General features: G+C 72.8%; 22 protein-coding genes and 1 tRNA gene. 21 read left to right on the top strand and 2 right to left on the bottom strand.

Annotated elements, in window-relative coordinates; all coding sequences use genetic code 11:
* The first annotated feature begins 1 nt into the window (after window position 1).
* The 19 genes from J3P36_RS02475 (at window position 2) to J3P36_RS02385 (ending at window position 22,236) form a co-directional block, all read left to right on the top strand.
* The gene (locus tag J3P36_RS02475) at window positions 2-1,813 is read left to right on the top strand and encodes a primosomal protein N' (protein WP_210505676.1); all 1,812 of its coding nucleotides are present in this window, start codon (window positions 2-4) and stop codon (window positions 1,811-1,813) included.
* 73 nt (window positions 1,814-1,886) lie between these two features.
* Window positions 1,887-2,819, top strand: coding sequence for a methionyl-tRNA formyltransferase (gene fmt / locus J3P36_RS02470; protein WP_210505675.1), 933 nt, complete (start codon window positions 1,887-1,889; stop codon window positions 2,817-2,819).
* Complete coding sequence (locus tag J3P36_RS02465) at window positions 2,816-4,231, top strand: RsmB/NOP family class I SAM-dependent RNA methyltransferase (RefSeq protein ID WP_210505674.1); 1,416 nt, start codon at window positions 2,816-2,818, stop codon at window positions 4,229-4,231. The genes fmt and J3P36_RS02465 overlap by 4 nt, the downstream gene beginning before the upstream one ends.
* 16 nt (window positions 4,232-4,247) lie before the next feature.
* The gene (gene rpe / locus J3P36_RS02460; RefSeq protein ID WP_246854264.1) at window positions 4,248-4,901 is read left to right on the top strand and encodes a ribulose-phosphate 3-epimerase; all 654 of its coding nucleotides are present in this window, start codon (window positions 4,248-4,250) and stop codon (window positions 4,899-4,901) included.
* Between the two features lie 232 nt (window positions 4,902-5,133).
* Window positions 5,134-5,397: a phosphoribosyl-ATP diphosphatase gene (locus tag J3P36_RS02455; protein WP_210505672.1), complete on the top strand. Its 264-nt coding sequence runs from the start codon at window positions 5,134-5,136 to the stop codon at window positions 5,395-5,397.
* Window positions 5,398-5,444: 47 nt separating this feature from the next.
* Window positions 5,445-6,284, top strand: coding sequence for an ATP phosphoribosyltransferase (hisG, locus tag J3P36_RS02450; RefSeq protein WP_210505671.1), 840 nt, complete (start codon window positions 5,445-5,447; stop codon window positions 6,282-6,284).
* Entirely contained in the window at window positions 6,284-7,048 is a 765-nt protein-coding gene (gene hisF, locus J3P36_RS02445; RefSeq protein WP_210505670.1) for an imidazole glycerol phosphate synthase subunit HisF, read from the top strand. The genes hisG and hisF overlap by 1 nt, the downstream gene beginning before the upstream one ends.
* Window positions 7,045-7,422 carry a phosphoribosyl-AMP cyclohydrolase gene (gene hisI / locus J3P36_RS02440; protein WP_210505669.1) on the top strand — a complete coding sequence of 126 codons (378 nt, stop codon included), beginning with the start codon at window positions 7,045-7,047 and terminating at the stop codon, window positions 7,420-7,422. The genes hisF and hisI overlap by 4 nt, the downstream gene beginning before the upstream one ends.
* Window positions 7,419-8,951 carry an anthranilate synthase component I gene (locus J3P36_RS02435; RefSeq protein WP_210505668.1) on the top strand — a complete coding sequence of 511 codons (1,533 nt, stop codon included), beginning with the start codon at window positions 7,419-7,421 and terminating at the stop codon, window positions 8,949-8,951. The genes hisI and J3P36_RS02435 overlap by 4 nt, the downstream gene beginning before the upstream one ends.
* 41 nt (window positions 8,952-8,992) lie before the next feature.
* The gene (locus J3P36_RS02430; RefSeq protein ID WP_210505667.1) at window positions 8,993-9,610 is read left to right on the top strand and encodes a Trp biosynthesis-associated membrane protein; all 618 of its coding nucleotides are present in this window, start codon (window positions 8,993-8,995) and stop codon (window positions 9,608-9,610) included.
* A gap of 5 nt (window positions 9,611-9,615) precedes the next feature.
* The gene (locus J3P36_RS02425; protein WP_210505666.1) at window positions 9,616-9,867 is read left to right on the top strand and encodes an HGxxPAAW family protein; all 252 of its coding nucleotides are present in this window, start codon (window positions 9,616-9,618) and stop codon (window positions 9,865-9,867) included.
* A 12-nt stretch (window positions 9,868-9,879) separates the two neighbouring features.
* Window positions 9,880-10,650 carry an indole-3-glycerol phosphate synthase TrpC gene (gene trpC, locus J3P36_RS02420; RefSeq protein ID WP_210506557.1) on the top strand — a complete coding sequence of 257 codons (771 nt, stop codon included), beginning with the start codon at window positions 9,880-9,882 and terminating at the stop codon, window positions 10,648-10,650.
* The gene (trpB, locus tag J3P36_RS02415) at window positions 10,647-11,885 is read left to right on the top strand and encodes a tryptophan synthase subunit beta (RefSeq protein WP_210505665.1); all 1,239 of its coding nucleotides are present in this window, start codon (window positions 10,647-10,649) and stop codon (window positions 11,883-11,885) included. The genes trpC and trpB overlap by 4 nt, the downstream gene beginning before the upstream one ends.
* Complete coding sequence (gene trpA, locus J3P36_RS02410; protein ID WP_210505664.1) at window positions 11,882-12,715, top strand: tryptophan synthase subunit alpha; 834 nt, start codon at window positions 11,882-11,884, stop codon at window positions 12,713-12,715. Before trpB ends, trpA begins: the two co-directional genes overlap by 4 nt.
* Before the next feature lie 11 nt (window positions 12,716-12,726).
* Window positions 12,727-13,719 (top strand): prolipoprotein diacylglyceryl transferase, encoded by a 993-nt coding sequence (gene lgt / locus J3P36_RS02405; RefSeq protein ID WP_210506556.1) that lies wholly within the window; start codon window positions 12,727-12,729, stop codon window positions 13,717-13,719.
* Window positions 13,720-13,907: 188 nt separating this feature from the next.
* The gene (gltB, locus tag J3P36_RS02400) at window positions 13,908-18,494 is read left to right on the top strand and encodes a glutamate synthase large subunit (RefSeq protein ID WP_210505663.1); all 4,587 of its coding nucleotides are present in this window, start codon (window positions 13,908-13,910) and stop codon (window positions 18,492-18,494) included.
* 50 nt (window positions 18,495-18,544) lie between these two features.
* A complete protein-coding gene (locus tag J3P36_RS02395) occupies window positions 18,545-20,002 on the top strand; it encodes a glutamate synthase subunit beta (protein ID WP_210505662.1) in 1,458 nt (485 codons plus the stop codon).
* 31 nt (window positions 20,003-20,033) lie between these two features.
* Window positions 20,034-21,476, top strand: coding sequence for a pyruvate kinase (gene pyk / locus J3P36_RS02390; RefSeq protein WP_210505661.1), 1,443 nt, complete (start codon window positions 20,034-20,036; stop codon window positions 21,474-21,476).
* Between the two features lie 10 nt (window positions 21,477-21,486).
* Window positions 21,487-22,236, top strand: a complete 750-nt coding sequence (locus tag J3P36_RS02385) for an alpha/beta fold hydrolase (RefSeq protein ID WP_210505660.1) — start codon at window positions 21,487-21,489, stop codon at window positions 22,234-22,236.
* Between the two features lie 317 nt (window positions 22,237-22,553).
* On the opposite strand, the gene J3P36_RS02380 is transcribed toward J3P36_RS02385, so the two are convergent.
* Window positions 22,554-22,636 (bottom strand) — tRNA-Leu (locus J3P36_RS02380).
* 51 nt (window positions 22,637-22,687) lie between these two features.
* On the opposite strand from J3P36_RS02380, the gene J3P36_RS02375 reads away from it, so the two are divergent.
* Window positions 22,688-23,293 (top strand): ANTAR domain-containing response regulator, encoded by a 606-nt coding sequence (locus tag J3P36_RS02375; protein ID WP_210505659.1) that lies wholly within the window; start codon window positions 22,688-22,690, stop codon window positions 23,291-23,293.
* A gap of 399 nt (window positions 23,294-23,692) precedes the next feature.
* Here the strand turns inward: J3P36_RS02375 and J3P36_RS02370 are convergent, their stop codons facing one another.
* Entirely contained in the window at window positions 23,693-24,124 is a 432-nt protein-coding gene (locus J3P36_RS02370) for a hotdog fold thioesterase (RefSeq protein ID WP_210505658.1), read from the bottom strand.
* 52 nt (window positions 24,125-24,176) lie between these two features.
* On the opposite strand from J3P36_RS02370, the gene polA reads away from it, so the two are divergent.
* Window positions 24,177-26,861, top strand: coding sequence for a DNA polymerase I (gene polA / locus J3P36_RS02365; protein ID WP_210505657.1), 2,685 nt, complete (start codon window positions 24,177-24,179; stop codon window positions 26,859-26,861).

Genomic DNA, 26,861 nt, shown 5'->3' with positions numbered 1-26,861 from the left:
GATGTCCGCCGACGCCCCCGCCGTGGCGCGGGTGCTGCTCGACACCCCGCTGCCCCAGCTCGACCACCTCTTCGACTACCGGATCCCGGAGGAGCTGAGGCGCGCGGTCGTCCCCGGCGTGCGCGTGCGCGTGCCGCTGCGCATGGCGGGGCGGATCGCCGACGCGTACGTCGTCGAGACCGCGGCGACCAGCGAGGTGCCGGGGGAGCTCAGCCCGATCGAGGCGCTCGTCTCCGAGCAGCCGGTGCTGACTCCCGAGGTGTACGCGCTCGCCCGCGCCGTCGCGGACCGCGCGGCCGGCAGTGCGAGCGACGTGCTGCGGCTGGCGATCCCGAAGCGGCAGGTGCGGGTGGAGAAGGCGTGGCGTGACGGCCGCCGCCCACCCGAGCCGCCGGGTCCGCCCGCCGCACCGGAGGTTACCGGGTACCCGGACGGCGTCGTGCACGGGACCGCCGACCGCGTCGCCCTCGACGCGCTGCCCGGCCTCGCCGAGGTCGGCGGCCAGTGGATCGGCGCGTGGGCGCTCACCCTCGCCGAGCTCGCTGTCCGCGAGGTGGCGGAGGGCCGCAGCGCGGTACTCGTCGTGCCCGACTACCGCGACCAGGACCAGGTGCAGCTCGCCCTCGACTCGATTGCGACGGCCGCCGTCGTGCTGCGCTTCGACGCCCGGCAGAGCAACCCCGAGCGGTACTCGGCGTTCCTGTCCGCGCTCGAGGCGCGCCCCTGCATCGTGCTCGGCAACCGCTCGGCGGTCTACGCGCCCGTGCATGCGCTCGGGCTGATCGCGATCTGGAACGACGGCGACCCGCTGCTCGCCGAGCCGCTCGCCCCGTACGTGCACGCCCGGGACGCGGCCCTCGTCCGCCACCAGCAGACCGGCTGCCGGCTCGTCCTGTCGGCGCTGTCGCGGTCGACCGCCGTGCAGAGGCTGGCCGAGCTCGGCTGGCTGCGCGCCGTCGCGCCCCGCCCGCTGCGTGCCCCGAACGTCATCCTCACGCCCGACGACCCCGGGTCGCCGCGCATCCCGCAGGCCGCATGGCGGGCCGCCTCCCAGGCGCTGACCGAGGGTCCGGTGCTGCTGCAGGTCGCCCGTCCCGGCAGCGCGGCGCTCGACGCGATGCGGGCGGGCACGCCGATGGCCGCCGACGCCGGCCGCACCGCGCATGACCTCGCCCGCGCGTTTCCCGGCGTGCGGGTCCGGATCTCGGACGGCGAGCGACCCCTCGAGCGGGTGGACCGTGAGCCCGGCCTCGTCATCGCCACCCGCGGGGCGGAGCCGATCGCTGACGGCGGCTACCGCGCCGTGCTGCTGCTCGACGGCCAGCGGATGCTGCTGCGGGAGAGCGCGCGCGTCGCCGAGGACTGCCTGCGGTGGTGGTCGTCCGCCGCCTCACTCGCCGCGGCTGGAGCGCCCGTCCATCTCGTCGGCGTGACGGGGCCGATCGCGCTCGCCCTCGCGACGTGGCGGCAGAGCGACTTCCTCTCCCGAGAGCTGGCCGACCGGCGGCAGCTGCGGTTCCCGCCAGCCGTCCGGGTCGCCACCGTGACGGGGCCGCTGCGCCTCGTCGAGCCGCTCCTCGCGGAGGCGGAGGGGGCCGGCGCCACCGTGGTCGGCACCGAGCACGTCGAGGAGGGCGTGCGCACGGTCCTCCGCTTCGACTACGCACACGGCGGTGCAGTCGCGGGTGTCCTCCGCACCGGGATCCTCCGCGCGGCGAGCGGACGCCGCCCCCGCGCCTCCTCGGGCGACGGGCGGGACCGCCGCCCGGCACCTACACTCAGAGTCCGGATGGATGACCCGGATGCCCTCTGAGGGCGCCGGCCTCTCCGGCTCGGGGAGGCGGGGGACTGCGCTGGGTCACGGCACCGGTTCGGGGAGGCGGGGGATGAGGCTGGTCTTCGCGGGTACGCCCGCGGCCGCGGTGCCGAGTCTCGACATCCTCGCGCAGGGGCGGCACGAGATCGCCGCCGTGCTCACCCGGCCCGATGCGCCGGTGGGTCGGAAGCGCGTGCTCACCCCGTCGCCGGTCGCCGCTCGGGCCGGCGAGCTGGGCCTGCCCGTCGACCGGCCGTCCGCCCTCGACGCCGACTACGCGGCCCGGCTCGAGGGCCTGGCGCCCGACCTCGGGGTGGTCGTCGCCTACGGCGCGCTCCTGCGCGAGCCGATCCTGTCGCTGCCCCGCCTCGGCTGGATCAACCTGCACTTCTCCCTGCTGCCGCGCTGGCGGGGCGCCGCCCCCGTCCAGCACGCGCTCCTCGCGGGCGACCGCGAGACCGGGGCGAGCGTGTTCCAGCTCGAGCGCGGCATGGACACGGGACCCGTGTTCGGCACGCTGCGCCGTCCCATCGCGCCGGGTGAGACCGCGGGCGACCTGCTCGCCGATCTCGCGCGGAGCGGCGCGGGACTGCTCGCGGGCGTCGTCGACTCGCTCGCCGACGGGACCGCCGTGGCCGAGCCGCAGACCGGCGAGGCGACCCTCGCGCCGAAGCTCACCCTCCTCGACGGCGCCGTCGACTGGCGCCTGCCCGCCGAGCGGGTGCTCGACCGCATCCGTGGCGCGACCCCGGAGCCCGGTGCCTTCCTCGTCCTCGGCGACGCGCGCCTCAAGGTGCACGAGGCCGGGCGCGCGTCCGGTGCGGAGCGGATCGAGCCAGGCCGGCTCGAGCTCGCCGGCGGGCGCGTCCTCCTCGGCACCGCCGACGAGCCGATCGAGCTGGTCCGCGTCCAGCCGCCGGGCGGCCGGGCGATGGACGCCGCCGCCTGGTGGCGAGGCCGCGGCCAGGACGCCCCGGTCGCCGGACTGGCGGTGCCCGCGTGAGCACCACCCGCACCCGCCCGCCCGCCGTCCAGCCGGCCCGCCGGGTGGCGCTCGAGGTCATCCGGGCGGTCTCCGCCGAGGACGCGTACGCGAACCTGCTGCTGCCAGCCCGCGTGCACCGCGCCGGGCTGAGCACCGCCGACGCCGCCCTCGCCACGGAGCTCACCTACGGCACGCTGCGCCGCTCCGGCTACTACGACCGCGTCATCGAGCTCGCGGCGGGGCGTCCCGTCGCGAGGATCGACGCGCCCCTCCGGGACATCCTCCGGCTCGGCACCCATCAGCTGCTGTCCATGCGGGTCGCCCCGCACGCCGCCGTCAACGAGGCCGTGGTGCAGGCGAAGAGCTCCGGCGCCCGCTCCGGCTCGGGCTTCGTCAACGGCGTCCTCCGCGCCATCGCCCGCGTCGACCGCGAGGAGTGGATGCACCGCGTGCTCGAGGGCACGAAGAGTGAGGACGAGCGCCTCTCCGTGCTGCACTCGCACCCGGCGTGGGTCGTGCGGTCGTTCGCCGCGGTGCTCGAGGCCGACGGCCGCGAGTCGGAGCTCACCTACCTGCTCGAGGCCGACAACGCCCCGCCCAAGGTCGGGCTCGTCGCGCTGCCGGGTCTCGGCGACCGCCGCGACATCGGCCTGCCCGCCACGGAGTTCTCGCCGCTCGGCATGATCCTCGGCGGCGGCGACCCGCTGACCCTCCCCGCGGTGCGCGCGGGCATCGTGCGCGTGCAGGACGAGGGCTCGCAGCTCGCCGCCCTCGCGCTCACCCGCGCCCGGCCGGTGGCGTTGGGGGAGCGCTGGCTCGACATGTGCGCCGGCCCCGGCGGCAAGGCGGCGGTCCTCGCGGCCGAGGCGGCCGAGGGCGGCGCGTCGCTGCTCGCGAACGAGGTCGTGCCCGGCCGCGCCGACCTGGTGCAGGGCGCGCTCGACGCGGTCCCCGGCGTGCACGACGTCGTCGTCGGCGACGGTCGCCGCTTCGGCACGGGCGAGGAGGGCCTCTTCGACCGGATCATGCTCGACGCCCCCTGCAGCGGCCTCGGCGCGCTGCGCCGCCGCCCGGAGGCGCGCTGGCGCAAGTTCCCCGACGACGTCGTCGCGCTCGCGCCGCTGCAGCGGGAGCTGCTCGCCTCCGCCGTCGGCGCGCTCAAGCCCGGCGGGCTCCTCGCCTACGTGACCTGCTCGCCGCATCTCTCCGAGACGCGCGCGGTCGTCGCCGCGGCCCTCGACGCGTTCCCCGAGCTCGTCCCCGTGCCGACCGGCCCCGTGCTCGGCGAGGTCACCGGGGGAGCGCTGCGCGACGCCGCGGTCGGCGACGCCGTCCAGCTGTGGCCGCACCGGCACGGCACGGACGGCATGTTCATCGCCCTCCTCACCAAGAGCGGCGGGCTCCCGAAGGCGCCGCAGACCCGTCAGTAGACTCGATCGGGTGTCCTTGACGATCCACCCGAGCATCCTGGCCGCCGACTTCGCGAACCTCGAGCGGGAGCTCCACCGGATCGCCGCCGCCGACCTCGTGCACGTCGACGTCATGGACGCCCACTTCGTGCCGAACCTCACGCTCGGCCTCCCCGTGGTGCAGCGCCTCGCCGAGGTGAGCCCCATCCCGCTCGACGCGCACCTGATGATCGAGGACCCGGACCGCTGGGCTCCCGATTACGCGGCGGCGGGCGCCTCGTCCGTCACCTTCCACGTCGAGGCGGCGAAGGACCCGGTCGCGACCGCCCGCGCCATCCGCGCCCGCGGCGCGCGCGCCGGCCTCGCCCTCAAGCCCGGCACGCCGGCCGAGCCGTGGCTCGAGCGCCTCGACGAGTTCGACCTGATCCTCGTGATGACGGTCGAGCCCGGCTTCGGCGGTCAGCAGTTCATGCCCGAGGTCATGCCCAAGCTGCGCCAGGTGGCGGACGCCGCCGCCGCACACGGCCGCGACCTCCGCATCCAGGTCGACGGCGGCATCTCCACCACGACGATCGGCACCGCCGCCGCGCACGGCGCCAACACCTTCGTCGCGGGCTCCAGCGTCTTCCGGTCCGACGACCCGGCCCGCGCCATCCGCGCCCTCCGCAAGGCCGCCGCCCACGGACACTGAGGGCCCGAGCCGACGCGGCAGCGTCGGCAGCGCCCGTCGGTTGAGGAGCCGGCCCATGCTTGGGCCGGCGTCTCGAAACCCGGTGAGGTGCCTCAGGAACGCGACCAGAGATGGCTGAGTCCACGGACGGACCCGCGTGATCTCGAGACGCGCCCCTGCGGGACGCTCCTCGATCACCGGGGGAGAGGCGGCCCGGAACGGGCACTCCCCCCGGGACCGGTAGCCTGGGGCGGTGAAGTCCTTCGACGACCTGTTCGCCGAGCTCGCGACCAAGGCGCAGGACCGGCCCGCCGGATCCGGCACCGTCGCGGAGCTCGACGCCGGCGTGCACGCGATCGGCAAGAAGATCGTCGAGGAGGCCGCCGAGGTCTGGATGGCGGCCGAGCACGAGTCGGACGAGCGCCTGGCCGAGGAGATCTCGCAGCTCCTGTACCACCTGCAGGTGATGCTCCTCGCGCGCGGCCTCGGCCCGGAGGACGTCTACCGACATCTGTGACCGGCTGCTCGGCCCCTCCGCCCACTCCTCTCGCCTGAAAGACCCCGATGCTGAAGATCGCAGTGCCCAACAAGGGCACGCTCAGTGAGACCGCGGCCGACATGCTCCGCGAAGCGGGCTACGCGGTGCGCCGCGACCCCAAGGAGCTCATCGTCGCGGACCCCCGCAACGACGCCGAGTTCTTCTACCTCCGGCCCCGCGACATCGCCACCTACGTCGGCTCCGGCGCCCTCGACATCGGCATCACCGGCCGCGACCTGCTGCTCGACTCCGGCTCGGCGGCGCGCGAGGTGCAGGAGCTCGACTTCGGCGGCTCGACGTTCCGCTTCGCCGGGCCCATCGGCCGGTTCAGCGACCTCGCCGACCTCCAGGGCGCTCGGGTCGCGACGAGCTACACCGGCCTCGTCGGCGACTTCCTCCGCCGGGAGGGCATCGACGTGGACCTCATCCGCCTCGACGGCGCCGTGGAGTCCGCCGTCCGCCTCGGCGTCGCGGACGCCGTCGCCGACGTGGTGGAGACCGGCAGCACGCTGCGCAAGCAGGGCCTCGAGATCTTCGGCCCGGTCATCCTCGAGTCGAGCGCGGTGCTCGTCACCGCCGACCCGACCCGGCCCGGCATCGACACCCTCGTGCGCCGGCTGCAGGGCGTGCTCGTCGCCCACCAGTACGTGCTGATGGACTACGACCTCCCCGCCGAGCTGATCGACCAGGCCTCCGCCGTCACGCCGGGGCTCGAGTCGCCCACCGTGTCGCCGCTGCGCGACAGCGGCTGGGTGGCCGTCCGGGTCATGGTTCCGCGCTCGGACACCAACCAGGTGATGGACGCGCTGTACGAGATCGGGGCGCGGGCCATCCTCGTCAGCCCGATCCACGCGGCGCGGATCTGATGTCGCTCGCCGTCCGCGTCATCCCCTGCCTCGACGTGGCCGCGGGCCGCGTGGTGAAGGGCGTCAACTTCAAGGACCTCCGCGATCAGGGCGACCCCGTCGAGCTGTCGCGCAAGTACTACGAGCAGGGCGCCGACGAGATCACCTTCCTCGACGTCACCGCGACGACCGAGGAGCGGGCCACGATGTACGACGTGGTCACCCGCACCGCAGAGCAGGTGTTCATTCCGCTCACCGTCGGCGGCGGCGTCCGCTCCGTCGACGACGTGGCTCGCCTCCTCGCGAGCGGCGCGGACAAGATCGGCGTCAACAGCGCCGCCATCGCCCGCCCGCCGCTGATCGCGGAGATCGCCGACCGCTTCGGCGCGCAGGTCGTCGTGCTCTCGCTCGACGTCACCCGGGCGCCCGGCGCTCCCTCCGGCTTCGTCGTGACGACGCACGGCGGCCGCCGGCTCACCGACCTCGACGCGCTCGAGTGGGCCGCCGAGGCGGTCCGGCTCGGTGCGGGGGAGCTGCTCGTCAACTCCATCGACGCCGACGGCACCAAGGCGGGCTACGACCTCGAACTGCTCACCGCGATGCGCGCGGTCAGCTCGGTGCCCGTCATCGCCTCCGGCGGGGCGGGCGCGCTGCAGGACTTCGCGCCCGCCGTGCACGCCGGCGCGGACGCCGTGCTCGCCGCGTCCGTGTTCCACTCGGGCCAGCTGACGGTGGGCGAGATCAAGCATGAGCTGGCCGGCGAGGGGATCGAGGTGCGCGCGTGAGCGGGACCCAGGACGTGGAGGGCGTGCTCGCGCGCGCCCGGTTCGACGGAGCGGGCCTGCTGCCCGCGATCATCCAGGAGGAGGGCAGCCGCGACGTGCTGATGCTCGGCTGGATGGATGCCGAGGCTCTCCGCCGCACGCTCACCGAGGGCCGGGTCACCTTCTGGTCGCGCAGCCGCAAGGAGTACTGGCGGAAGGGCGACACGTCCGGCAACGTGCAGTACGTCCGCGGCGCCGCCCTCGACTGTGACGACGACGCGCTCCTCGTGACCGTGCACCAGGTCGGACCGGCATGCCACACCGGCGCCCACGCCTGCTTCGACGTCGACCCGCTCACCCCGGTGCTCGGCGAGCCGCACGGGGGCGACCGATGACGACGACCACGCGCGACGACTTCGACGCGCTCCTGCCCGGCCATCGTGTGGTGCCGGTCGTCCGCGAGCTCTTCGCGGGCGAGGAGACGCCGGTCGGCATCTACCGCAAGCTCGCGACCCGTGCCGGCGGCCAGCCGCGCCCCGGCACCTTCCTGCTCGAGTCCGCGGAGCAGGGCGGCATCTGGTCCCGCTGGTCGTTCGTCGGCGTCTCCTCGTTCGGCGTGCTCACCCAGCGCGGCGACGACGCCGTCTGGCTCGGCACGGGTCTCGACGCGCAGCGCGCCCTCGGCCCGGAGCCCGTGAGCGGGCCGCTCGACGCCGTCGCCCGGCTCGTCGAGCGCTGGCGGACGCCGCGCATCCCGGGCCTGCCGCCGCTGCCCGGCGGCCTCGTGGGCTTCATCGGGTGGGAGGCCATCCGCCAGATCGAGCGGCTCCCCGACGCGCCGCCCGCCGAGTTCGACGTGCCCGGCCAGGCCCTGAGCTTCGTGTCGGAGCTCGTGGTGGTCGACCACCGCAACGGATCGGTCCTGCTCGTCGCCACCGTGCTCGCGGACGGAGAGCAGCCGGCCGACGAGCTGTGGGCGAGCGCCCAGTCGAGGCTCGACTCCCTGCAGACCCGCCTGGCGACCCCGCTGCCCGCCGACCTCGCCGAGGCCGATCTCGGGCTCGTGCCGACGCCGCGCCTGCGCACGGAGCGACCGGACTTCCTCGCCGCCGTCGACAAGGCCAAGGAGTACATCCGCGACGGCGACATCTTCCAGGTGGTGATCTCGCAGCGCTTCGAGCTCGACGCCGCGGCGTCGCCGGTCGACGTCTACCGCGTGCTGCGCGCCCTCAATCCGAGTCCCTACATGTACCTGCTCGCGCTCGAGCGGCCGGACGGCGGCGCCTACTCGGTGGTCGGCTCGTCGCCCGAGGCGCTCGTCAAGGTGAGTGACGGCCGCGTCTACACGCACCCGATCGCCGGCTCGAAGCCGCGCGGCGTGACGCCGGAGGAGGACGTCGAGCTCGCCGAGACGCTCGCCGCCGATCCGAAGGAGCGCGCCGAGCACCTGATGCTCGTGGACCTCGCCCGCAACGACATCTCGAAGGTGTGCGTCGCCGGCACGGTCGAGGTGACGGAGTTCATGCGCATCGAGCGGTTCAGCCACATCATGCACCTCGTCTCCTCGGTCGAGGGCGAGCTGCGGGCCGACGCGGACGCGGTCGACGTGTTCCGGGCGACCTTCCCCGCGGGCACCCTGTCCGGGGCGCCGAAGCCGCGCGCGCTGGAGATCATCGACGAGCTCGAGCCCGCGCAGCGCGGCGTCTACGGGGGAGTGGTGGGCTACTTCGACTTCGCCGGCGACGCGGACCTCGCCATCGCGATCCGGACCGCGGTGCTCGCCGACGGAGTGGCGCGCGTGCAGGCGGGCGGCGGCATCGTCGCCGACTCCGACCCCGCCGCCGAGTACCAGGAGTCGCAGAACAAGGCGGCGGCTCCGCTCCGCGCCGTGGCCGTCGCGAACGCCCTGAGGAGGGTCCACTGACCTCGCGCCGGGCGAAGTCCCTCCTGCTGCTCGGCGCGCTGGTGGCGGCGGCGGTCCTGCTCGCCGCCGCCAACACGCCGTGGTTCACGGTCACGCTCCGGCCGGGAGGCGACCCGATCGAGGTGGGCGGCGCCGCCGCCGCTCCCGCCCTCAACGGGATCGCCCTCGCGGTCGTGGCGTGCGTCGGCGCGCTCAGCCTGGCGCCCAAGGTGCTCCGGTGGATCACCGCGGCGGTCCTCGCCCTGCTCGGCATCGGCGCCGGCTACGCGGCATCCGCCGCTCTCGCCGACCCACTCGGCGCGGCCGAGCGCAGCGTCTCCGCGGTGAGCGGCGTCGCCGGTCGCGAGTCCGTGGAAGCTCTCGTCGCCGCCATCACGCCCACCGCGTGGCCCGCCATCGCCGTCGCCGGGGGCGCCATGGTGCTCCTCTTCGCGCTCGGCATCGCCGTCACGGCGGGACGCTGGCCCGGCGCGGCGCGGAGCTACGGGACCGGAACAGGCACCGCCGCGGCGGCGGTTCCCGCCGCTGCCGCGCCCTCCGACACCTGGGACGCGCTCAGCCGGGGTGCGGACCCGACGAGCGCACCCCCGCCGCCCGCCCATCCGGAGTCCGCGCCGGACGCGTCCGACGGGCCGGGAAGTCGCCCGCCGCTAGAGTAGGAGCCATGAGCACCGAGCAGCACTCCGAGCCCGGACACGGCGATTCGCCCGCAGCCTGGACCGCCGTCGTGGTCAGCCTGATCGGCCTCTCGATCGCCACCGTCGCCTTCTTCCTCGAGTACACCTACGACGCCGAGTGGACCTGGCTCATCTGGGTCGGCGCGATCATCTTCGTCGTCGGATTCGTCCTCGGCTTCATCCTCAAGAAGCTCGGCTACGGCGTGGACGGCCCGAAGACCCTCAAGTCGCACTCGTAGGCGCCGGTGTCCCTGCTCACCGACCTCGTCGACGGGGCTCGGGCGGACGCTGAGACCCGCAGGGCGACCACCTCGCTCGCCGAGGTCGAGGCCCTCGCCGCTGCCGCGCCGCCCGCGATCGACGCCCTCGAGGCGCTCCGGCCGACGGACCGGGTGAAGATCATCGCCGAGGTGAAGCGCGCGAGCCCGTCCCGCGGCCGCCTCGCCGACATCCCCGACCCCGCCGCCCTCGCCGCCTCGTACGAGACCGGCGGCGCGAGCGCGATCAGCGTGCTCACCGAGCAGCGCCGCTTCGGCGGGTCGCTCGACGACCTCCGGGACGTGCGCGCGGCCGTGTCGCTGCCCGTGCTCCGCAAGGACTTCCTCGTCGACGAGTACCAGGTGCTCGAGGCCCGCGCCGCGGGCGCCGACCTGGTCCTCCTCATCGTGGCGGCCCTCGACCAGCCCACGCTCGCGCGCCTCTTCGACTTCACGACGTCGCTCGGCATGACCGCGCTCGTCGAGACCCACGACGCCGACGAGGTCGAGCGCGCGCTCGACGTCGGCGCCGGCCTCGTCGGCGTCAACGCCCGGGACCTCTCGACCTTCGAGCTGGACCAGGACCTCTTCGGCCGGCTCGCCGACCGCATCCCCGGCTCCGTGATCCGCGTCGCAGAGTCGGCCGTCAAGACCGCGGCCGACGTCGCCCACTACCGCCGTTCCGGCGCCGACGTCGTGCTCGTCGGCGAAGCCCTGGTCACGGGCGACCCCGTGGCCACTCTCCAGGAGTTCCTCTCCGCATGACCGACAACATCTCCGAGCGCCTCGCGCATCTCGAGCCGCTCCCCGGGCCCTACTTCGGCGAGTACGGCGGGCGATTCTCGCCCGAGCCGCTCGTCGCCGCCCTCGACGAGCTCACCGCCGCGTGGGAGGAGGCGAAGCGCGACCCCGCGTTCCGCCTCGAGCTCGACGACCTCCACCGCAGCTACACCGGACGCCCGTCGATCATCACGGAGGTGAAGCGCTTCGCCGAGCACGCGGGCGGCGCCAGGATCCTCCTCAAGCGCGAGGACCTCAACCACACCGGGTCGCACAAGATCAACAACGTGCTCGGCCAGGCGCTGCTCACGAAGCGGATCGGCAAGTCGCGCGTCATCGCGGAGACGGGAGCGGGCCAGCACGGCGTGGCCACCGCGACCGCCGCCGCCCTCTTCGGCCTCGACTGCGTCATCTACATGGGCGAGGTCGACACCGAGCGCCAGGCGCTCAACGTCGCCCGCATGCGCCTGCTCGGCGCCGAGGTCGTCCCGGTGACCGCCGGATCGCGCACGCTCAAGGACGCGATCAACGAGGCGATGCGCGACTGGGTGACGAACGTCGGCACCACCAACTACGTCTTCGGCACGGTCGCCGGGCCGCACCCGTTCCCGGCCATGGTCCGGGACCTGCAGCGGATCATCGGCGACGAGGCACGCGATCAGGTCCTCGAGCTCGTCGGCCGCCTCCCGGACGCGGTCGCCGCGTGCGTCGGCGGCGGCAGCAACGCGATGGGCATCTTCACCGCGTTCCTCGACGATCCCGAGGTTCGGCTCTTCGGGTTCGAGGCGGCGGGGGAGGGCGTCGACACGCCCCGGCACGCCGCCACGATCACGAAGGGTCGCCCCGGGGTGCTGCACGGCGCCCGCAGCTACCTGCTGCAGGACGAGGACGGGCAGACCCTCGAGTCGCACTCGATCTCCGCCGGCCTCGACTATCCCGGCGTCGGCCCCGAGCACGCGTGGCTCGCCGACATCGGGAGGGCGACCTACCGGCCGGTCACCGACGCCGCCGCGATGAGCGCCCTCCGCCTGCTGAGCCGCACGGAGGGCATCATCCCCGCCATCGAGTCCTCGCACGCCCTCGCGGGTGCGCTCGAGCTCGGCCGTGAGCTCGGCCCGGAAGCCGTGATCCTCGTCAACCTCAGCGGACGCGGCGACAAGGACATGACGACGGCCGGCCACTACTTCGACCTCCTCGACCGCGGCGCGGAGCAGGTGTGAGCGCCCAGGGAAGCGCGCCCTCGACGGGCGCGACGAGCGTCGCCGCGGTCCTCGCCGAGCGCCGGGACGCCGGCACGGGCGCCCTCGTCGGCTACCTGCCGGTCGGGTTCCCCGACCTCGCCACGAGCATCGACGCGGCCGTCGCGCTCGTCGAGAACGGCGTCGACGTCCTGGAGCTCGGGCTGCCGTACTCCGACCCGGTGATGGACGGCCCGGTCATCCAGGCCGCGACGCAGCAGGCGCTCGCGAACGGCTTCCGGCTGCGGCACGCCTTCGAGGCGGTCCGCGGGGTCCGCGAGCGTGTCGACGCCCCGGTCCTGCTGATGACCTACTGGAACCCGGTCGTGCAGTACGGCGTCGAGCGCTTCGCCGACGACCTGCGCGACGCGGGCGGTGCGGGCGTCATCACGCCCGACCTGATCCCCGACGAGGCGGGGGACTGGCTGGCCGCCTCCGAGCGGACCGGGCTCGACCGCGTGTTCCTCGCCGCGCCCTCCTCGAGCGACGCCCGCCTCGCCCGGGCCGTCGAGGTGAGCCGCGGCTTCGTCTACGCCGTCTCGACCATGGGCATCACCGGCGCCCGCTCCGACGTCGACCGGGCCGCCCGCGGACTCGTCGACCGGCTGCGCGCCGCCGGAGCCGAGAACGCGTGCGTGGGCCTCGGGATCTCGACCGCCGAGCAGGTCCGCGAGGTCCTCGAGTACGCCGACGGCGCCATCGTCGGCTCCGCACTGGTTGCGGCCCTCGCCGAGGGCGGCGTCAGCGCGGCCGGCGCCACCGCGGCGCGCCTGGCCGAGGGCACGCGCCCGGGATCGGCCTCCGCCCTCTAGTAGGCTGACCGATCGTGACGCCGCGCAGCATCCCGAGTCCCTCGCCCGAGTGGCAGTCGTTCTCCGTGGGGATCTTCACGATCCACACGTACGCGATCTGCATCCTCGTGGGCATCGTGGCCGCGATCCTGCTGACCTCCCGCCGCCTCACGAAGCGCGGCGCGGAGCCGGGGGTCGTGGTCGACGTCGCCCTGTGGGCGGTGCCGCTCGGCATCGTCGGCGCGCGGCTCTGGCACGTGTTCACCCACCCCGCCGACTACTTCGGCGGCGGCCGCTCCCTCCTCGAGACGCTCGGGGGCATCATCGCGATCTGGGAGGGCGGCAACGCGATCTTCGGCTCCCTCATCGGCGGCGCGATCGGCGTCTGGATCGGCTGCCGGATCACCGGCCTGCGGTTCTGGACGTTCGCCGACGCGCTCGCACCCGGGCTGCTGCTCGCCCAGGCGATCGGCCGCCTCGGCAACTGGTTCAACCACGAGCTCTTCGGTCAGCCGACCGACCTCCCCTGGGGGCTCGAGATCGAGTCGAGCAACCCGGCGTTCCCCGCCGGACTGCCTGCCGGCACGCTCTTCCACCCGACGTTCCTCTACGAGATGCTGTGGAACCTCTTCGGCGTCGTCCTCCTGCTCCTGATCGAGCGCGAGTGGCGCCTGCAGTGGGGCAAGCTCTTCGCCCTCTACCTCATCTGGTACGGCATCGGCCGCATCTGGTTCGAGTCGATCCGCGTCGACCCCAGCCTGATCTTCCTCGGCCTGCGCTCGAACGTGTGGGGCGCCATCCTCGCCGTCGTCCTCGGCGTCATCCTCTTCCTCGTGCAGCGCCGCCGTCACCCCGGCGTCGAGCCCAGCCCGTACGTGGCGGGCCGCGAGTGGGGCCGCGAGGACAAGGTAGAGTCGGTCTACACCGCGGAGGACTTCGAGGACGGCGACGCCGCCGAGACGGAGACCGACCGGCTGCCGGCCACAAGCGCGGCATCCCGGAACGCGGGCTCCTCCAAGCGCTGAACCGATCCGGCCGAATCCCGTCGAGATCCCGCCACAGAGCGGTCACGCGCCCAGCGAGCTCCAGCCTCGCCTGCTGCACAATGGAATGCTGAGCACCCCCGGGTGAGCGGCAGCCGCAGCACCCTCCCTTCCCCCTTCTGGGCCATCGTCGTCCCGCATGAGCAACGTTCCCCCGTGAGGAGACCGTGATGACGTTCACAGCGCCGGAGTCCCCCTACCGCCGGTTCTCGACCGTGCCCGCACAGCAGGGCATGTACGACCCGGCCGAGGAGAAGGACTCGTGCGGTCTCGCCATGGTCGCCACCATGCGCGGCGTGCCCGGGCACGACATCATCGCCGCCGCCCTCGGCGCCCTGCGCAACCTCGAGCACCGCGGTGCGGTCGGGTCCGACGCGGGCACCGGCGACGGCGCAGGCATCCTCACGCAGGTTCCCGATGCGTTCCTCCGCGCGGTCGCCGGCTTCGACCTGCCCGAGGCCGGGCAGTACGCGGTCGGCCTCGGCTTCCTGCCCACCGACGACGACGAGCGCGCCACCCTCAAGGAGGCCGTCGCCCGCATCGCCGAGGAGGAGAACCTCGTCGTCCTCGGCTGGCGCCCCGTGCCGCACCGCCCCGACCAGGTCGGCAACCTGGCGCGCACCGCGATGCCGGTCTTCGAGCAGCTGTTCGTCGCGAGCCGCCGCCACGAGGCGGACGGCACGCCGTTCTCGGGCATCCTGCTCGACCGCCAGGCCTTCCGGCTCCGCAAGCGCGCGGAGCGCGAGCACGGCGCGTTCTTCTGCTCCCTGTCGAGCCGCACCCTCGTCTACAAGGGCATGGTCACGACGCTGCAGCTCGAGCCGTTCTACCCGGACCTCTCGGACGAGCGCTTCGCGTCGACCCTCGCGCTGGTGCACTCCCGCTACTCCACGAACACGTTCCCGTCCTGGCCGCTCGCTCAGCCGTTCCGGATGATCGCGCACAACGGCGAGATCAACACCATCCAGGGCAACCGCAACTGGATGCGCGCGCGCCAGTCGCAGCTCTCGAGCGAGCTCGTCGGCGACATCCGGCCGCTGCTGCCGATCGTCACGCCCGGCGCGAGCGACTCCGCGTCCTTCGACGAGGTCGTCGAGCTGCTCTCACTGACCGGCCGCTCGCTGCCGCACGCGGTGATGATGATGGTGCCCGAGGCGTGGGAGAACAACCCCGCCATGGACGCCGCCCGCCGCGCGTTCTACGAGTACCACTCCTTCATCATGGAGCCGTGGGACGGCCCGGCCGCGATCACCTTCACCGACGGCTCGGTCGTCGGCGCGACCCTCGACCGCAACGGCCTGCGCCCGGGCCGCTACGTCGTCACCGACGACGGGCTCGTGGTCGCCGCCAGCGAGATCGGCGTCCTCGACATCGACCCCGCCCGCATCGTGCGGAAGGGACGACTCCGTCCCGGCCGCATGTTCGTCGTCGACACGGTCGCCGGCCGGATCATCGAGGACGACGAGCTGAAGGCCGACCTCGCCGCCGCGCACCCCTACGGCGAGTGGGTCGAGTCCGGCCGCATCCACCTCGAGGACCTGCCCGAGCGCGAGCACATCGTGCACACCCCCGCCTCCGTCACCCGGCGGCAGCGCACCTTCGGCTACACCGAGGAGGAGGTGCACATCCTCGTCGAGCCGATGGCCCGCACGGGTGCCGAGCCCCTCGGCGCGATGGGCTCCGACACCCCGATCGCGGTGCTCTCCGACCGGCCCCGGCTGCTCTTCGACTACTTCACCCAGCAGTTCGCGCAGGTCACCAACCCGCCGCTCGACTCGATCCGCGAGGAGGTCGTCACCTCCCTCGGCACGGGCCTCGGCCCGGAGGGCAACCTGCTCACCACGGTGCCCGAGCACGCGCGCCGCGTCGTCCTCTCGTTCCCGGTGATCGACAACGACGAGCTCGCGAAGATCCACCACATCGACCCGGCGGCGGGCAGCGCCACGACCACCGTCATCCGAGGTCTCTACCGTGTCGACGACGGCCCGCAGGCGCTCGAGCGCCGGCTCGCCGCCATGTGCGACGAGGTGGACGAGGCGATCGAGAACGGGGCCGAGTTCATCGTCCTCTCCGACCGCGACTCGAACGCCGACCTCGCGCCCGTCCCGTCGCTGCTCATGACCTCGGCCGTGCACCACCACCTCATCCGGCGCGAGAACCGCATGAAGGTCGGCCTGATCGTCGAGGCCGGTGACGTGCGCGAGGTGCACCACGTCGCGCTGCTCATCGGCTACGGCGCGGCCGCGGTGAACCCGTACCTCGCGATGGAGACGTCCGAGCAGCTCGTGCGCACCGGGCGGATCACCGGCCTCTCCCCGGAGCAGGCGGTGCACAACGTGATCAAGGCGCTCGGCAAGGGCGTGCTGAAGATCATGTCGAAGATGGGCATCTCGACCGTCGCGTCCTACTCCGGCGCGCAGGCGTTCGAGGCGGTCGGCCTGTCCGAGGAGCTCGTCCGGCAGTACTTCACCGGCACCACCACGAAGCTCGGCGGCGTCGGCATCGACGTGCTCGCCGCGGAGAACGCCGCCCGGCACTCCGCCGCGTACCCCGACGACGCGTCGTCGGCCGCCCATGAGCGGCTCTGGGTCGGCGGCGAGTACGCCTGGCGCCGCGGGGGACCGCCGCACCTCTTCAACCCGGACACCGTGTTCCGGCTGCAGCACTCCACCCGCAACCGCCGATACGACATCTTCCGCGACTACACCCGGCTCGTCGACGAGCAGGCGGAGGAGCTTCGCACGCTGCGCGGCCTGTTCCGGCTGAAGACGGGCCAGCGCCCCGAGCTGCCGCTCGACGAGGTCGAGCCGATCGAGTCGATCGTCCGCCGGTTCAACACCGGCGCGATGAGCTACGGCTCGATCAGCAAGGAGGCGCACGAGACCCTCGCGATCGCGATGAACCGCCTCGGCGGCCGCAGCAACACGGGCGAGGGCGGCGAGGACGTCGAGCGCCTGCTCGACCCGGAGCGCCGCAGCGCGATCAAGCAGGTCGCCTCCGGCCGATTCGGCGTGACGAGCATGTACCTCACCCACGCGACGGACATCCAGATCAAGCTCGCCCAGGGCGCCAAGCCCGGCGAGGGCGGCCAGCTGCCGCCGACGAAGGTGTACCCGTGGGTGGCGCGAACCCGGCATGCGACCGCGGGCGTCGGCCTCATCTCGCCGCCCCCGCATCACGACATCTACTCGATCGAGGACCTCAAGCAGCTCATCTTCGACCTGAAGCGGGCGAACCGGGATGCGCGCATCCACGTCAAGCTCGTCAGCCAGAACGGCATCGGCGCGGTCGCGGCGGGCGTCGCGAAGGCGAAGGCCGACGTCGTCCTCGTCTCCGGCCACGACGGCGGCACGGGCGCCAGCCCGCTCAACTCGCTGAAGCACGCCGGCACCCCCTGGGAGCTCGGCCTCGCCGAGACGCAGCAGACGCTCATGCTCAACGGCCTGCGCGAGCGCGTCGTCGTGCAGGTCGACGGGCAGATGAAGACCGGCCGCGACGTCATCATCGCCGCGCTGCTCGGCGCCGAGGAGTACGGCTTCGCGACCGCTCCGCTCGTCGTCGAGGGCTGCATCCTCATGCGGGTGTGCCACCTCGACACCTGCCCGGTCGGCGTCGCCACCCAGAACCCCGAGCTGCGCGCCCGGTTCTCCGGCAAGCCCGAGTTCGTCGTCAACTTCTTCGAGTTCCTCGCGCAGGAGGTGCGGGAGTGGCTCGCGAAGCTCGGCTTCCGCAGCCTCGACGAGCTGATCGGCCACAACGAGCTGCTCGACGTCGACCGCGCCATCGCGCACTGGAAGGCGGACGGCCTCGACCTCGCGCCGATCCTCGCCGGCCCGCAGTTCCGCGAGGAGGAGGCCCGGCTGGGCCGCGTCCAGCAGGACCACGAGCTCGAGGAGCACTTCGACAACCAGCTGATCCGCCTCGCCGCCGACGTGCTCGACCACGGCGGCAGGGTGTCCGTCGACCTCCCGATCCGCAACACGGAGCGCGCGGTCGGCACGATGCTCGGCCACGAGGTGACCAAGAGGTACGGCGAGAACGGGCTGCCCGAGGGGTCGATCGACATCACCCTCCGCGGCTCGGCGGGCCAGTCGCTCGGCGCGTTCGTGCCGAGCGGCATCACCCTGCGGCTCATCGGCGACAGCAACGACTACGTCGGCAAGGGCCTCTCCGGCGGCTCCATCGTCCTCCGCCCGCCGGCCGAGGCGGGCTACGTGGCCGAGGAGAACGTGATCGCCGGCAACGTGATCGGCTACGGCGCCACCCAGGGCACCCTCTTCCTCCGCGGCATCGTGGGGGAGCGGTTCCTCGTCCGCAACTCCGGCGCGACCTCGGTCGTGGAGGGCGTCGGCGACCACGCGCTCGAGTACATGACCGGCGGACTCGCGGTCATCCTCGGCTCCGTCGGCCGCAACCTCGGCGCCGGCATGTCCGGCGGCACGGCGTACGTGTACGACCTGCAGCCCGAGAGCGTCAACACGGCCGCTCTCGCCTCCGGCGAGCTGCAGCTCGAGCCCCTCGGCAGCGCCGACCAGGAGATCGTCCGCGACCTCCTCGAGCGGCACGTCGCCGAGACCGACTCCGCCCTCGCCGCACGGCTCCTCGAGGACTTCGAGGCGACCGCCGACCGCTTCACCAAGGTGCTGCCGCGCGACTACGCCGCCGTCATCGCCACGCGTCAGAGCGCCGTCGAAGAGGGGCTCGACCCCGACGGCGACGTGGTGTGGAACAGGATTCTGGAGGTGACCCGTGGCTGACCTTCGTGGTGCGGTCCCGGTGGCGCCCATCAACCGCTTGGAGGTGACCCGTGGCTGACCCCCGCGGCTTCCTGAAGACCCGCCAGCGCGAGCTCGCGCCGCGGCGGCCCGTCCCGGTCCGCATCATGGACTGGAAAGAGGTCTACGAGCAGCACGACCCCGGGGTCGTGCGCCGGCAGGCCGGGCGCTGCATGGACTGCGGCATCCCGTTCTGCCATCAGGGCTGCCCGCTCGGCAACCTCATCCCCGAGTGGAACGACCTCATGTGGCGCGGCGAGAACCACGCCGCCGTCGAGCGCCTGCACGCCACGAACAACTTCCCCGAGTTCACCGGGAAGCTGTGCCCGGCGCCGTGCGAGGCGTCCTGCGTGCTCGGCATCAACCAGCCGCCGGTGACCATCAAGCAGGTCGAGGCCGCGATCGCGGAGGACGCGTTCGCGAACGGCTGGCTCGAGCCGCACCCGCCGCAGCGCCTCACCGGCAAGACGGTCGCCGTGGTCGGCTCCGGCCCCGCCGGCCTCGCCGCCGCCCAGCAGCTGACGCGCGCCGGCCACACGGTCGCCGTGTACGAGCGGGACGACCGCATCGGCGGCCTGCTCCGCTACGGCATCCCCGAGTTCAAGATGGAGAAGCGGATCCTCGAGACCCGCCTCGGCCAGATGCAGGCGGAGGGCACCCGCTTCCGGGCGGGCGTCGAGATCGGCCGCGACATCTCGTGGGGCGACCTGCGCGCCCGCTACGACGCGGTCATCATCGCGACCGGCGCCACCGTGCCCCGCGACCTCGCCATCCCCGGCCGCGACCTCGACGGCATCCATTTCGCGATGGAGTACCTCGTCCAGGCGAACCGCGCCGTCGCCGGCGACCAGGTGCCGAACCAGATCAGCGCGGAGGGCAAGCACGTCGTCGTCCTCGGCGGCGGCGACACCGGTGCCGACTGCCTCGGCACCGCGCACCGCCAGGGCGCCGCGTCCGTGACGACGCTCGCGATCGGCAAGCAGCCGCCCTCGGAGCGCCAGGCGAACCAGCCGTGGCCCATGTACCCGACGCTCTTCGAGATGCAGTCCGCCCACGAGGAGGGCGGTGAGCGGATGTACCTCGCCTCCACCGTCGAGTTCCTCGACGACGGCGAGGGCAACGTCCGCGCGCTCCGCGTGGCCGAGACCGAGTACCTCGACGGCCGCCGCGTGCCGAAGGCCGGCACCGAGCACGAGATCCCCGCGGACCTCGTGCTGCTCGCCCTCGGCTTCACCGGCCCGGAGAGCACCGAGCTGACCGACCAGCTCGCGCTGCCCTTCGACGGTCGCGGTAACGTGGACCGCGGTGGGGACTACCAGACCAGCCTGCCCGGCGTCTTCGTGGCCGGGGATGCCGGCCGCGGCCAGTCCCTGATCGTGTGGGCCATCGCTGAGGGCCGCGCCGCCGCCTCCGCGGTCGACGCCTACCTCGAGGGGGAGACGCAGCTGCCGTTCCCCGTTCGACCCACCGACCGCGCACTCGCGGTCTGACCTTTCCCGCTGACGGAGGAACAATCCACGCATGAGACGAGCCAAGATCGTCGCGACGCTCGGTCCCGCTACATCCAGCTATGAGCAGATCCGAGCGATCGTCGATGCCGGCGTCGACGTCGCCCGCCTGAACCTGAGCCACGGCGACTACTCGGTGCACGAGGCGGTCTACGCCAATGTGCGGAAGGCCGCCGCCGACAGCGGCCGCGCGGTCGGCGTGCTCGTCGACCTGCAGGGACCGAAGATCCGGCTCGGCCGGTTCGAGAACGGCCCGTACGACCTCGCCGAGGGCGACACGTTCAAGATCACGACCGACGACATCCTCGGCAACAAGGACATCGTCGGCACGACGTTCAAGGGCCTGCCGGGCGACGTGAAGCCGGGCGACTCGCTCCTCATCGACGACGGCAAGGTGCGCGTCCGCGTCACCTCGAGCGACGACACCACGGTCACCACCCAGGTCGTCGTCGCCGGCGCGGTGTCCAACAACAAGGGCATCAACCTGCCGGGTGTCGCGGTGAACGTGCCCGCCCTCTCCGAGAAGGACGAGGCGGACCTCCGCTGGGGCCTGCGCATCGGCGCCGACTTCATCGCCCTCTCGTTCGTGCGCAACGCCGACGACGTGACCCGCGTGCACGAGATCATGGCCGAGGAGGGGCGCCGCATCCCCGTCATCGCCAAGATCGAGAAGCCGCAGGCCGTCGACGCCCTCGAGGGCATCGTCGACGCGTTCGACGCGATCATGGTCGCCCGCGGCGACCTCGGCGTCGAGCTGCCCCTCGAGGCGGTCCCGATCGTGCAGAAGCACGCCGTCGAGCTCGCCCGCCGCATGGCGAAGCCGGTCATCGTGGCGACGCAGATGCTCGAGTCGATGATCCACAGCCCCGTCCCGACCCGCGCGGAGACCTCCGACGTCGCGAACGCCGTTCTCGACGGCGCCGACGCGGTCATGCTCTCCGGCGAGACGAGCGTCGGCGAGTACCCGGTCGTCACCGTCCAGACGATGGCGCGCATCGTCGCGTCGACCGAGGACCACGGCCTCGACCGCATCCCGCCGCTCGGCACCAAGCCGCGCACCCAGGGCGGCGCCATGACGCTCGCCGCGGCGGAGGTCGCCGAGTTCGTCGGCGCCAAATACCTCTGCGTGTTCACCGAGTCCGGCGACTCCGCGCGCCGCATGTCGCGCCTCCGGTCGTCGATCCCCATGAAGGCGTTCACCCCGGAGCCGAGCATCCGGGACCGGATGGCGCTCACCTGGGGCATTGAGTCCTTCCTCGTGCCGCGCGTCAAGCACACCGACCAGATGTTCCACCAGGTGGAGGAGGTCCTCATGCGCGAGGGCCTCGCCACCGTCGGCGACAAGGTGGTCGTGATCTCGGGATCCCCTCCCGGCATCCCCGGCTCGACGAACGACGTGCGCGTGCACCGGATCGGCGACGCGACGCACGGCGCGGCGCCGGCCTGGGCCGAGTAGCGCGCCGATCGTGCCGGCGCTGACCGCGACGCCGCTGGCCGGGGCGGACGACGCCCTCCCGCTCTTCGTGCTGCCGTCCCTCGGCGGCAGCCACGAGGACTGGCGGCCGGCGGCGCAGCGGCTCGGGGAGCGGTACCGCGTGCTCGGCGTCGACCTGCCCGGCCACGGCTCCTCTCCGGTGACGACCGAGCCGTTCACGATGATCGACCTCGCCCAGGCGGTGCTCGACGTGGTGGACGAGCTCGACGTCGACGACTTCGGCCTCGTCGGCACCTCCCTCGGCGGCGCGGTCGTCCAGGAGCTGGCGCTCGCCCGTCCGGAGGGCCTCGTGTTCACGGGCGTCGTCTGCTCCGCGCCGAGGATGGGGGACCAGGCTTCCTGGGCGGAGCGCGCCGCGGCCGTCCGCCGGCGGGGGACCGGGTCCCTCGTCGGCGCCCTCGCGGAGCGCTGGTTCTCGCCCGGCTTCGCCAAGGCGCATCCCGTCGTCGTGGGCCGCGTCCTGGCGGGCGTCGCGGCCACCGACGACGAGAGCTACGCCCTCTGCTGCGAGGCGCTCGGCGCCTGGGACGCGACCGACCGCATCCTCACGCTCGACGTCCCCGTCGTCGCCGTCCGCGGCGAGCACGACCCGGTCGCCACCCTCGACGCGATGCGGCCGCTGCTCGCGGCCCCCGGCGTGACCGAGCGCCTCATCCGGGGCGTGCGCCACCAGGCGGCCATCGAGGCGCCCGACGCCGTCGCCGCTGCCCTCCTGGGCTGAAGGCGGGGCCGAGGTCGCCCGCCCGCGCTCAGCAGGACTTTCTGCACTCGGCAGGAGAAACAGGGCCCGAAAGTCCTGCTGAACGCAGAAAGTCCTGCTGAGCGGATGGTCCTGCCCAACGGCGAAGGGCTGTGCACGGCGGAAAGGGCCGGCGGCGGCCCGCCGCCTCGGTACCGGTGGTGGGACTCGAACCCCGTCCCCACCTCCGGCCTTCGCGCCGCGATGCGGCGCTCACGGGCCTCCGGCGGGGCCCCGGTGTGGCTCTCGCCCACCACACACACGCCACGTCGCACCGCCGATGGCGGCGCGCCGCGTCGTACCGGTGGTGGGACTCGAACCCACACGCCCTCGCGGGCGGAGCATTTTGAGTGCCCTGCGTCTGCCATTCCGCCACACCGGCTGAGCCGGCCCCGGGGGTCGGCGCGGTTCACCCTACAGTAGGCTCTCCTCTGTGGCAGAGCAGGCTGAGACCCCGACGGCTCCGCGACGCGTCGTCGTCGCAGAGGACGAATCGCTGATCCGGCTCGACATCGTCGAGACGCTTCGGGACAACGGATTCGAGGTCGTCGGCGAGGCCGGCGACGGTGAGACGGCGGTCGCCCTCGCCACCGAGCTGCGTCCGGACCTCGTGGTCATGGACGTGAAGATGCCGCAGCTGGACGGCATCTCCGCCGCCGAGCGGCTCTCCAAGAACCACATCGCGCCCGTCGTGCTGCTGACCGCGTTCAGCCAGAAGGAGCTCGTCGAGCGCGCCAGCGAGGCGGGCGCCCTCGCCTACGTAGTGAAGCCGTTCACGCCGAACGACCTGCTGCCGGCGATCGAGATCGCCCTCAGCCGCTACCAGCAGATCGTGACCCTCGAGGCCGAGGTCGCCGACATGGTCGAGCGCTTCGAGACCCGGAAGCTCGTCGACCGGGCGAAGGGCCTTCTCAACGAGAAGATGGGCCTCTCGGAGCCGGACGCGTTCCGCTGGATCCAGAAGGCGTCGATGGACCGCCGCCTCACCATGCGCGACGTCGCCCAGGCGATCATCGAGCAGCTCTCCGCCAAGAAGTGACCGCCCTGGACGCGCAGCGTCCCGAGCGGTCAGGTTGAGGGCGGCGCACGCTTGCGCCGGTCTCGAAACCTCGATCACTGCATCCAGAGGCGGAGTCGCCGGCGTTCGGCGATCCGCCCCGTCCCTCAACAGGCATTCCTCCCTCCAACAGGCGGAATGAGCCACTTTCTGCCTGTTGACGGAATTTCTGCCTGTTGAGGGACAGCGTCACCGTCCCCAGCGCTCAGCCGACTCGCCCCCAGCAGGACAATCTGCGGTCAGCAGGACTTTCCGCCGTCAGCAGGACTTTCCGAGCCCGGATCTCCTGCTCACTGCAGAAAGTCCTGCTGAGTGCAGGTGAGGGCGCTCGACTGCAGGTCACCGGCACCCGCAGACTCAGCGACAGAAGAGGACGAGCCCTCACCGCTCCTTGTCGCGGAGCATGTTGGTCATCCGGATCGTGGAGAGGCGGCGGCCCTCCTCGTCGCGGACGACCGTCTGGTGCGTCGCCAGGGTGCGGCCGAGGACGAGCGCCTCGCACGTCGCGGTCACCCAGCCCTTGGTGACCGAGCGGGAGTGGGTCGCGTTGATCTCGATGCCGACGGCGTAGCGGCCGGGGCCCGCGTGCACCGCGGAGGAGACCGAGCCGAGCGACTCGCCGAGCACCACGTGCGCGCCGCCGTGCAGCAGGCCGATCACCTGCGTGTTCCCCTCGACGGGCATCCGCGCGACCGAGTGCGACGCGGAGATCTCGACGAACTCGATGCCCATCTTGCGTGCCAGCAGCCCGCCCCCGGTGTTCACGAGCCGGTCGATCAGCTCGGGATCCATGTCGTCGGGGAAGGTCGTCATCGGTCCTCCGGGGCGCCAGGGGCGTGTCGGTCCCCGCGGCTAGGCTTGCAGGGTGTCAGAGAGCGATCAGCCTACCCTCCTGCTGGTCGACGGCCATTCGCTCGCCTACCGGGCGTTCTATGCGCTCCCCGTCGACAGCTTCCAGGCCTCCAACGGGCAGCACACGAACGCCATCCACGGGTTCCTGTCGATGCTGCTCGTGCTGCTGCAGAAGGAGAAGCCGACGCACATGGGCGTCGCCTTCGACCTCTCCCGCTCGTCGTTCCGCACCCGCGACTACCCGGAGTACAAGGGCACCCGCAACGAGACGCCGTCCGAGTTCAAGGGGCAGGTGCCCCTGCTGCAGGACACCCTCAAGGCGATGAACGTCGTCACCATGTCGAAGGAGGACTTCGAGGCCGACGACATCCTCGCCACCCTCGCGAAGCGCGGCACCGAGCAGGGGTACAGGGTGCTCGTCGTCTCCGGCGACCGGGACACCATCCAGCTCGTCAACGAGAACGTGACCCTGCTCTACCCGTCGCGGCAGGGTGTCACCGACCTCACGCGCTACGACGTCGAGAAGGTGCGCACCCGCTACGACATCGAGCCATGGCAGTACCCGGACATCGCCGCCCTCGTCGGCGAGACGAGCGACAACCTGCCCGGCATCGACAAGGTCGGGGAGAAGACCGCCGTCAAGTGGCTGAAGCAGTTCGGCAGCCTCGACGAGATCCTCGCTCACGCCGACGAGATCAAGGGCGTCGTCGGCAACAACCTCCGCGAGCAGCGCGACCGGGCCGAGCGCAACCGGCGCCTCAACCGGCTGATCGACGACCTCGAGCTCGACATCGCCCCCGGCGACCTCGAGCGGAAGCCGATCGACGTGAAGGCCGTCCGCGACCTGCTCGGCGGGCTGCAGATGCGCAACATCCTCGACCGCATCCTCAAGCTCGAGGGGGAGCGCGGCACCCTGTCCTCGGAGGGCAACCCGGAGGCGCCGATCGCGGAGGAGCCGAGCGTCGCGCCGCCCGCCCCCACGCCGCGCACGCTGTCCGGCGACGAGCTGGGCGAGTGGCTGCGCGCGCAGTCCGCCGCGCACCCCGGCGGCCTCGGCCTCCGCATCGAGCTGTCCGGCGACCGGATCCTCGGTGCCGGCGTCGCGAGCGACACCGAGTCGGTGACGGTCGCGTGGAACCCGGGCGCGCCCGAGTTCGCGGCCTTCGAGCAGTGGCTCGCCGGCCCCGACCACAAGCTCGTGCACGAGGCGAAGCCGCCGCTCAAGGCGATCACCGCGGCGGGTCTGCAGCTCGGCGGCCTCGCATTCGACACCCAGATCGCCGGGTGGCTGCTGCGGCCGAGCGGCATCGACAAGACGCTCACCGACGTGGTGCGGCGCTACCTCGCCGAGGAGGTGCCGCAGTCGGACCCGAACCAGCTGGTGCCGGAGGACGACGGCGCCGGCATCGCGACCGAGGCCTGGTACACGTTCCGGGCCGTCGAGGCCCTCCGCCGGGTGATGGACGAGCGCGACAACCGCGTGCTCACCGAGATCGAGCTGCCCACTCTCCGTGTCCTCTCGCGGATGGAGACGAACGGCGTCGCCGTCGACGCGCCGCTGCTGTCCTCCCTGTCCCGCGAGCTGGGCGAGCGGATCGACGGGCTCGCCCAGGAGGCGTTCGGTGTCCTCGGCCACGAGCTCAACCTCGGCTCGCCGAAGCAGCTGCAGCAGGTGCTCTTCGAGGAGCTCGGGATGCCGAAGACCCGGTCGACCAAGACCGGCTACTCGACGGACGCCGACTCGCTCGCCGACCTCATGGACACGAACCCGCACCCGTTCGTGGACCTGCTCCTGCAGCACCGCGACGCGAGCAAGCTGCGGCAGATCATCGACACCCTCGAGGCCGGCATCCGCTCCGACGGGCGCATCCACACCACCTACCAGCAGACGGGCACCACCACCGGCCGGATCTCCTCCAACGATCCGAACCTGCAGAACATCCCGATCCGCGCCGCCGAGGGCCGCCGGATGCGCGCCGCCTTCGTGCGCGGCGAAGGCTACGAGACGCTGCTCACCGCCGACTACTCGCAGATCGAGATGCGGATCATGGCGCACCTCTCGCAGGACGCCGGCCTCATCGAGGCGTTCAACGCGGGGGAGGACCTGCACCGCTTCGTCGGCGCCCGGGTGTTCCGGGTCGAGCCGTCCGACGTCACGCCGGTCATGCGCACCAAGGTGAAGGCGATGTCCTACGGCCTCGCCTACGGCCTCAGCGCGTTCGGCCTGTCGAAGCAGCTGCGCATCGATCAGAGCGAGGCGCGCCAGCTGATGACCGACTACTTCGACCGGTTCGGCGCCGTGCGCGACTACCTCCGCAACGTGGTCGAGGAGGCGCGCGCCGACGGGTACACCGAGACCATCTACGGCCGACGCCGCCCGTTCCCCGACCTCAACAGCCCCAACCGGGTGCTGCGCGGCAACGCGGAGCGGCAGGCGCTCAACGCGCCCATCCAGGGCTCGGCGGCCGACATCATGAAGCTCGCGATGATCTCCATCGACGCCGACCTGCGCTCTCGCGACCTCCGCTCCCGGATGCTGCTGCAGGTGCACGACGAGCTCGTGTTCGAGGTCGCGGCGGGGGAGTGGGACGACCTCGAGGGCATCGTGACCGAGCGGATGGCGCACGCCGCCGAGCTCCGCGTGCCGCTCGACGTGCAGGTCGGCCGCGGCGACAACTGGGACGCCGCCGCCCACTGA

It is taken from the genome of Naasia sp. SYSU D00057, assembly GCF_017916505.1.
Lineage (GTDB): Bacteria > Actinomycetota > Actinomycetes > Actinomycetales > Microbacteriaceae > Naasia.
Note: the sequence above shows the minus strand (reverse complement) of the source record. Positions and strands in the feature narration are given on the sequence as shown.

Coding starts and splice junctions, on each gene's coding strand:
- hisF (WP_210505670.1), top strand. CDS start 6,284: ATGTCGCTCGCCGTCCGCGTCATCCCCTGCCTCGACGTGGCCGCGGGC.
- J3P36_RS02475 (WP_210505676.1), top strand. CDS start 2: ATGTCCGCCGACGCCCCCGCCGTGGCGCGGGTGCTGCTCGACACCCCG.
- gltB (WP_210505663.1), top strand. CDS start 13,908: ATGACGTTCACAGCGCCGGAGTCCCCCTACCGCCGGTTCTCGACCGTG.
- trpB (WP_210505665.1), top strand. CDS start 10,647: ATGACCGACAACATCTCCGAGCGCCTCGCGCATCTCGAGCCGCTCCCC.
- J3P36_RS02425 (WP_210505666.1), top strand. CDS start 9,616: ATGAGCACCGAGCAGCACTCCGAGCCCGGACACGGCGATTCGCCCGCA.
- hisG (WP_210505671.1), top strand. CDS start 5,445: ATGCTGAAGATCGCAGTGCCCAACAAGGGCACGCTCAGTGAGACCGCG.
- fmt (WP_210505675.1), top strand. CDS start 1,887: ATGAGGCTGGTCTTCGCGGGTACGCCCGCGGCCGCGGTGCCGAGTCTC.
- J3P36_RS02370 (WP_210505658.1), bottom strand. CDS start 24,124: ATGACGACCTTCCCCGACGACATGGATCCCGAGCTGATCGACCGGCTC.
- pyk (WP_210505661.1), top strand. CDS start 20,034: ATGAGACGAGCCAAGATCGTCGCGACGCTCGGTCCCGCTACATCCAGC.
- J3P36_RS02435 (WP_210505668.1), top strand. CDS start 7,419: ATGACGACGACCACGCGCGACGACTTCGACGCGCTCCTGCCCGGCCAT.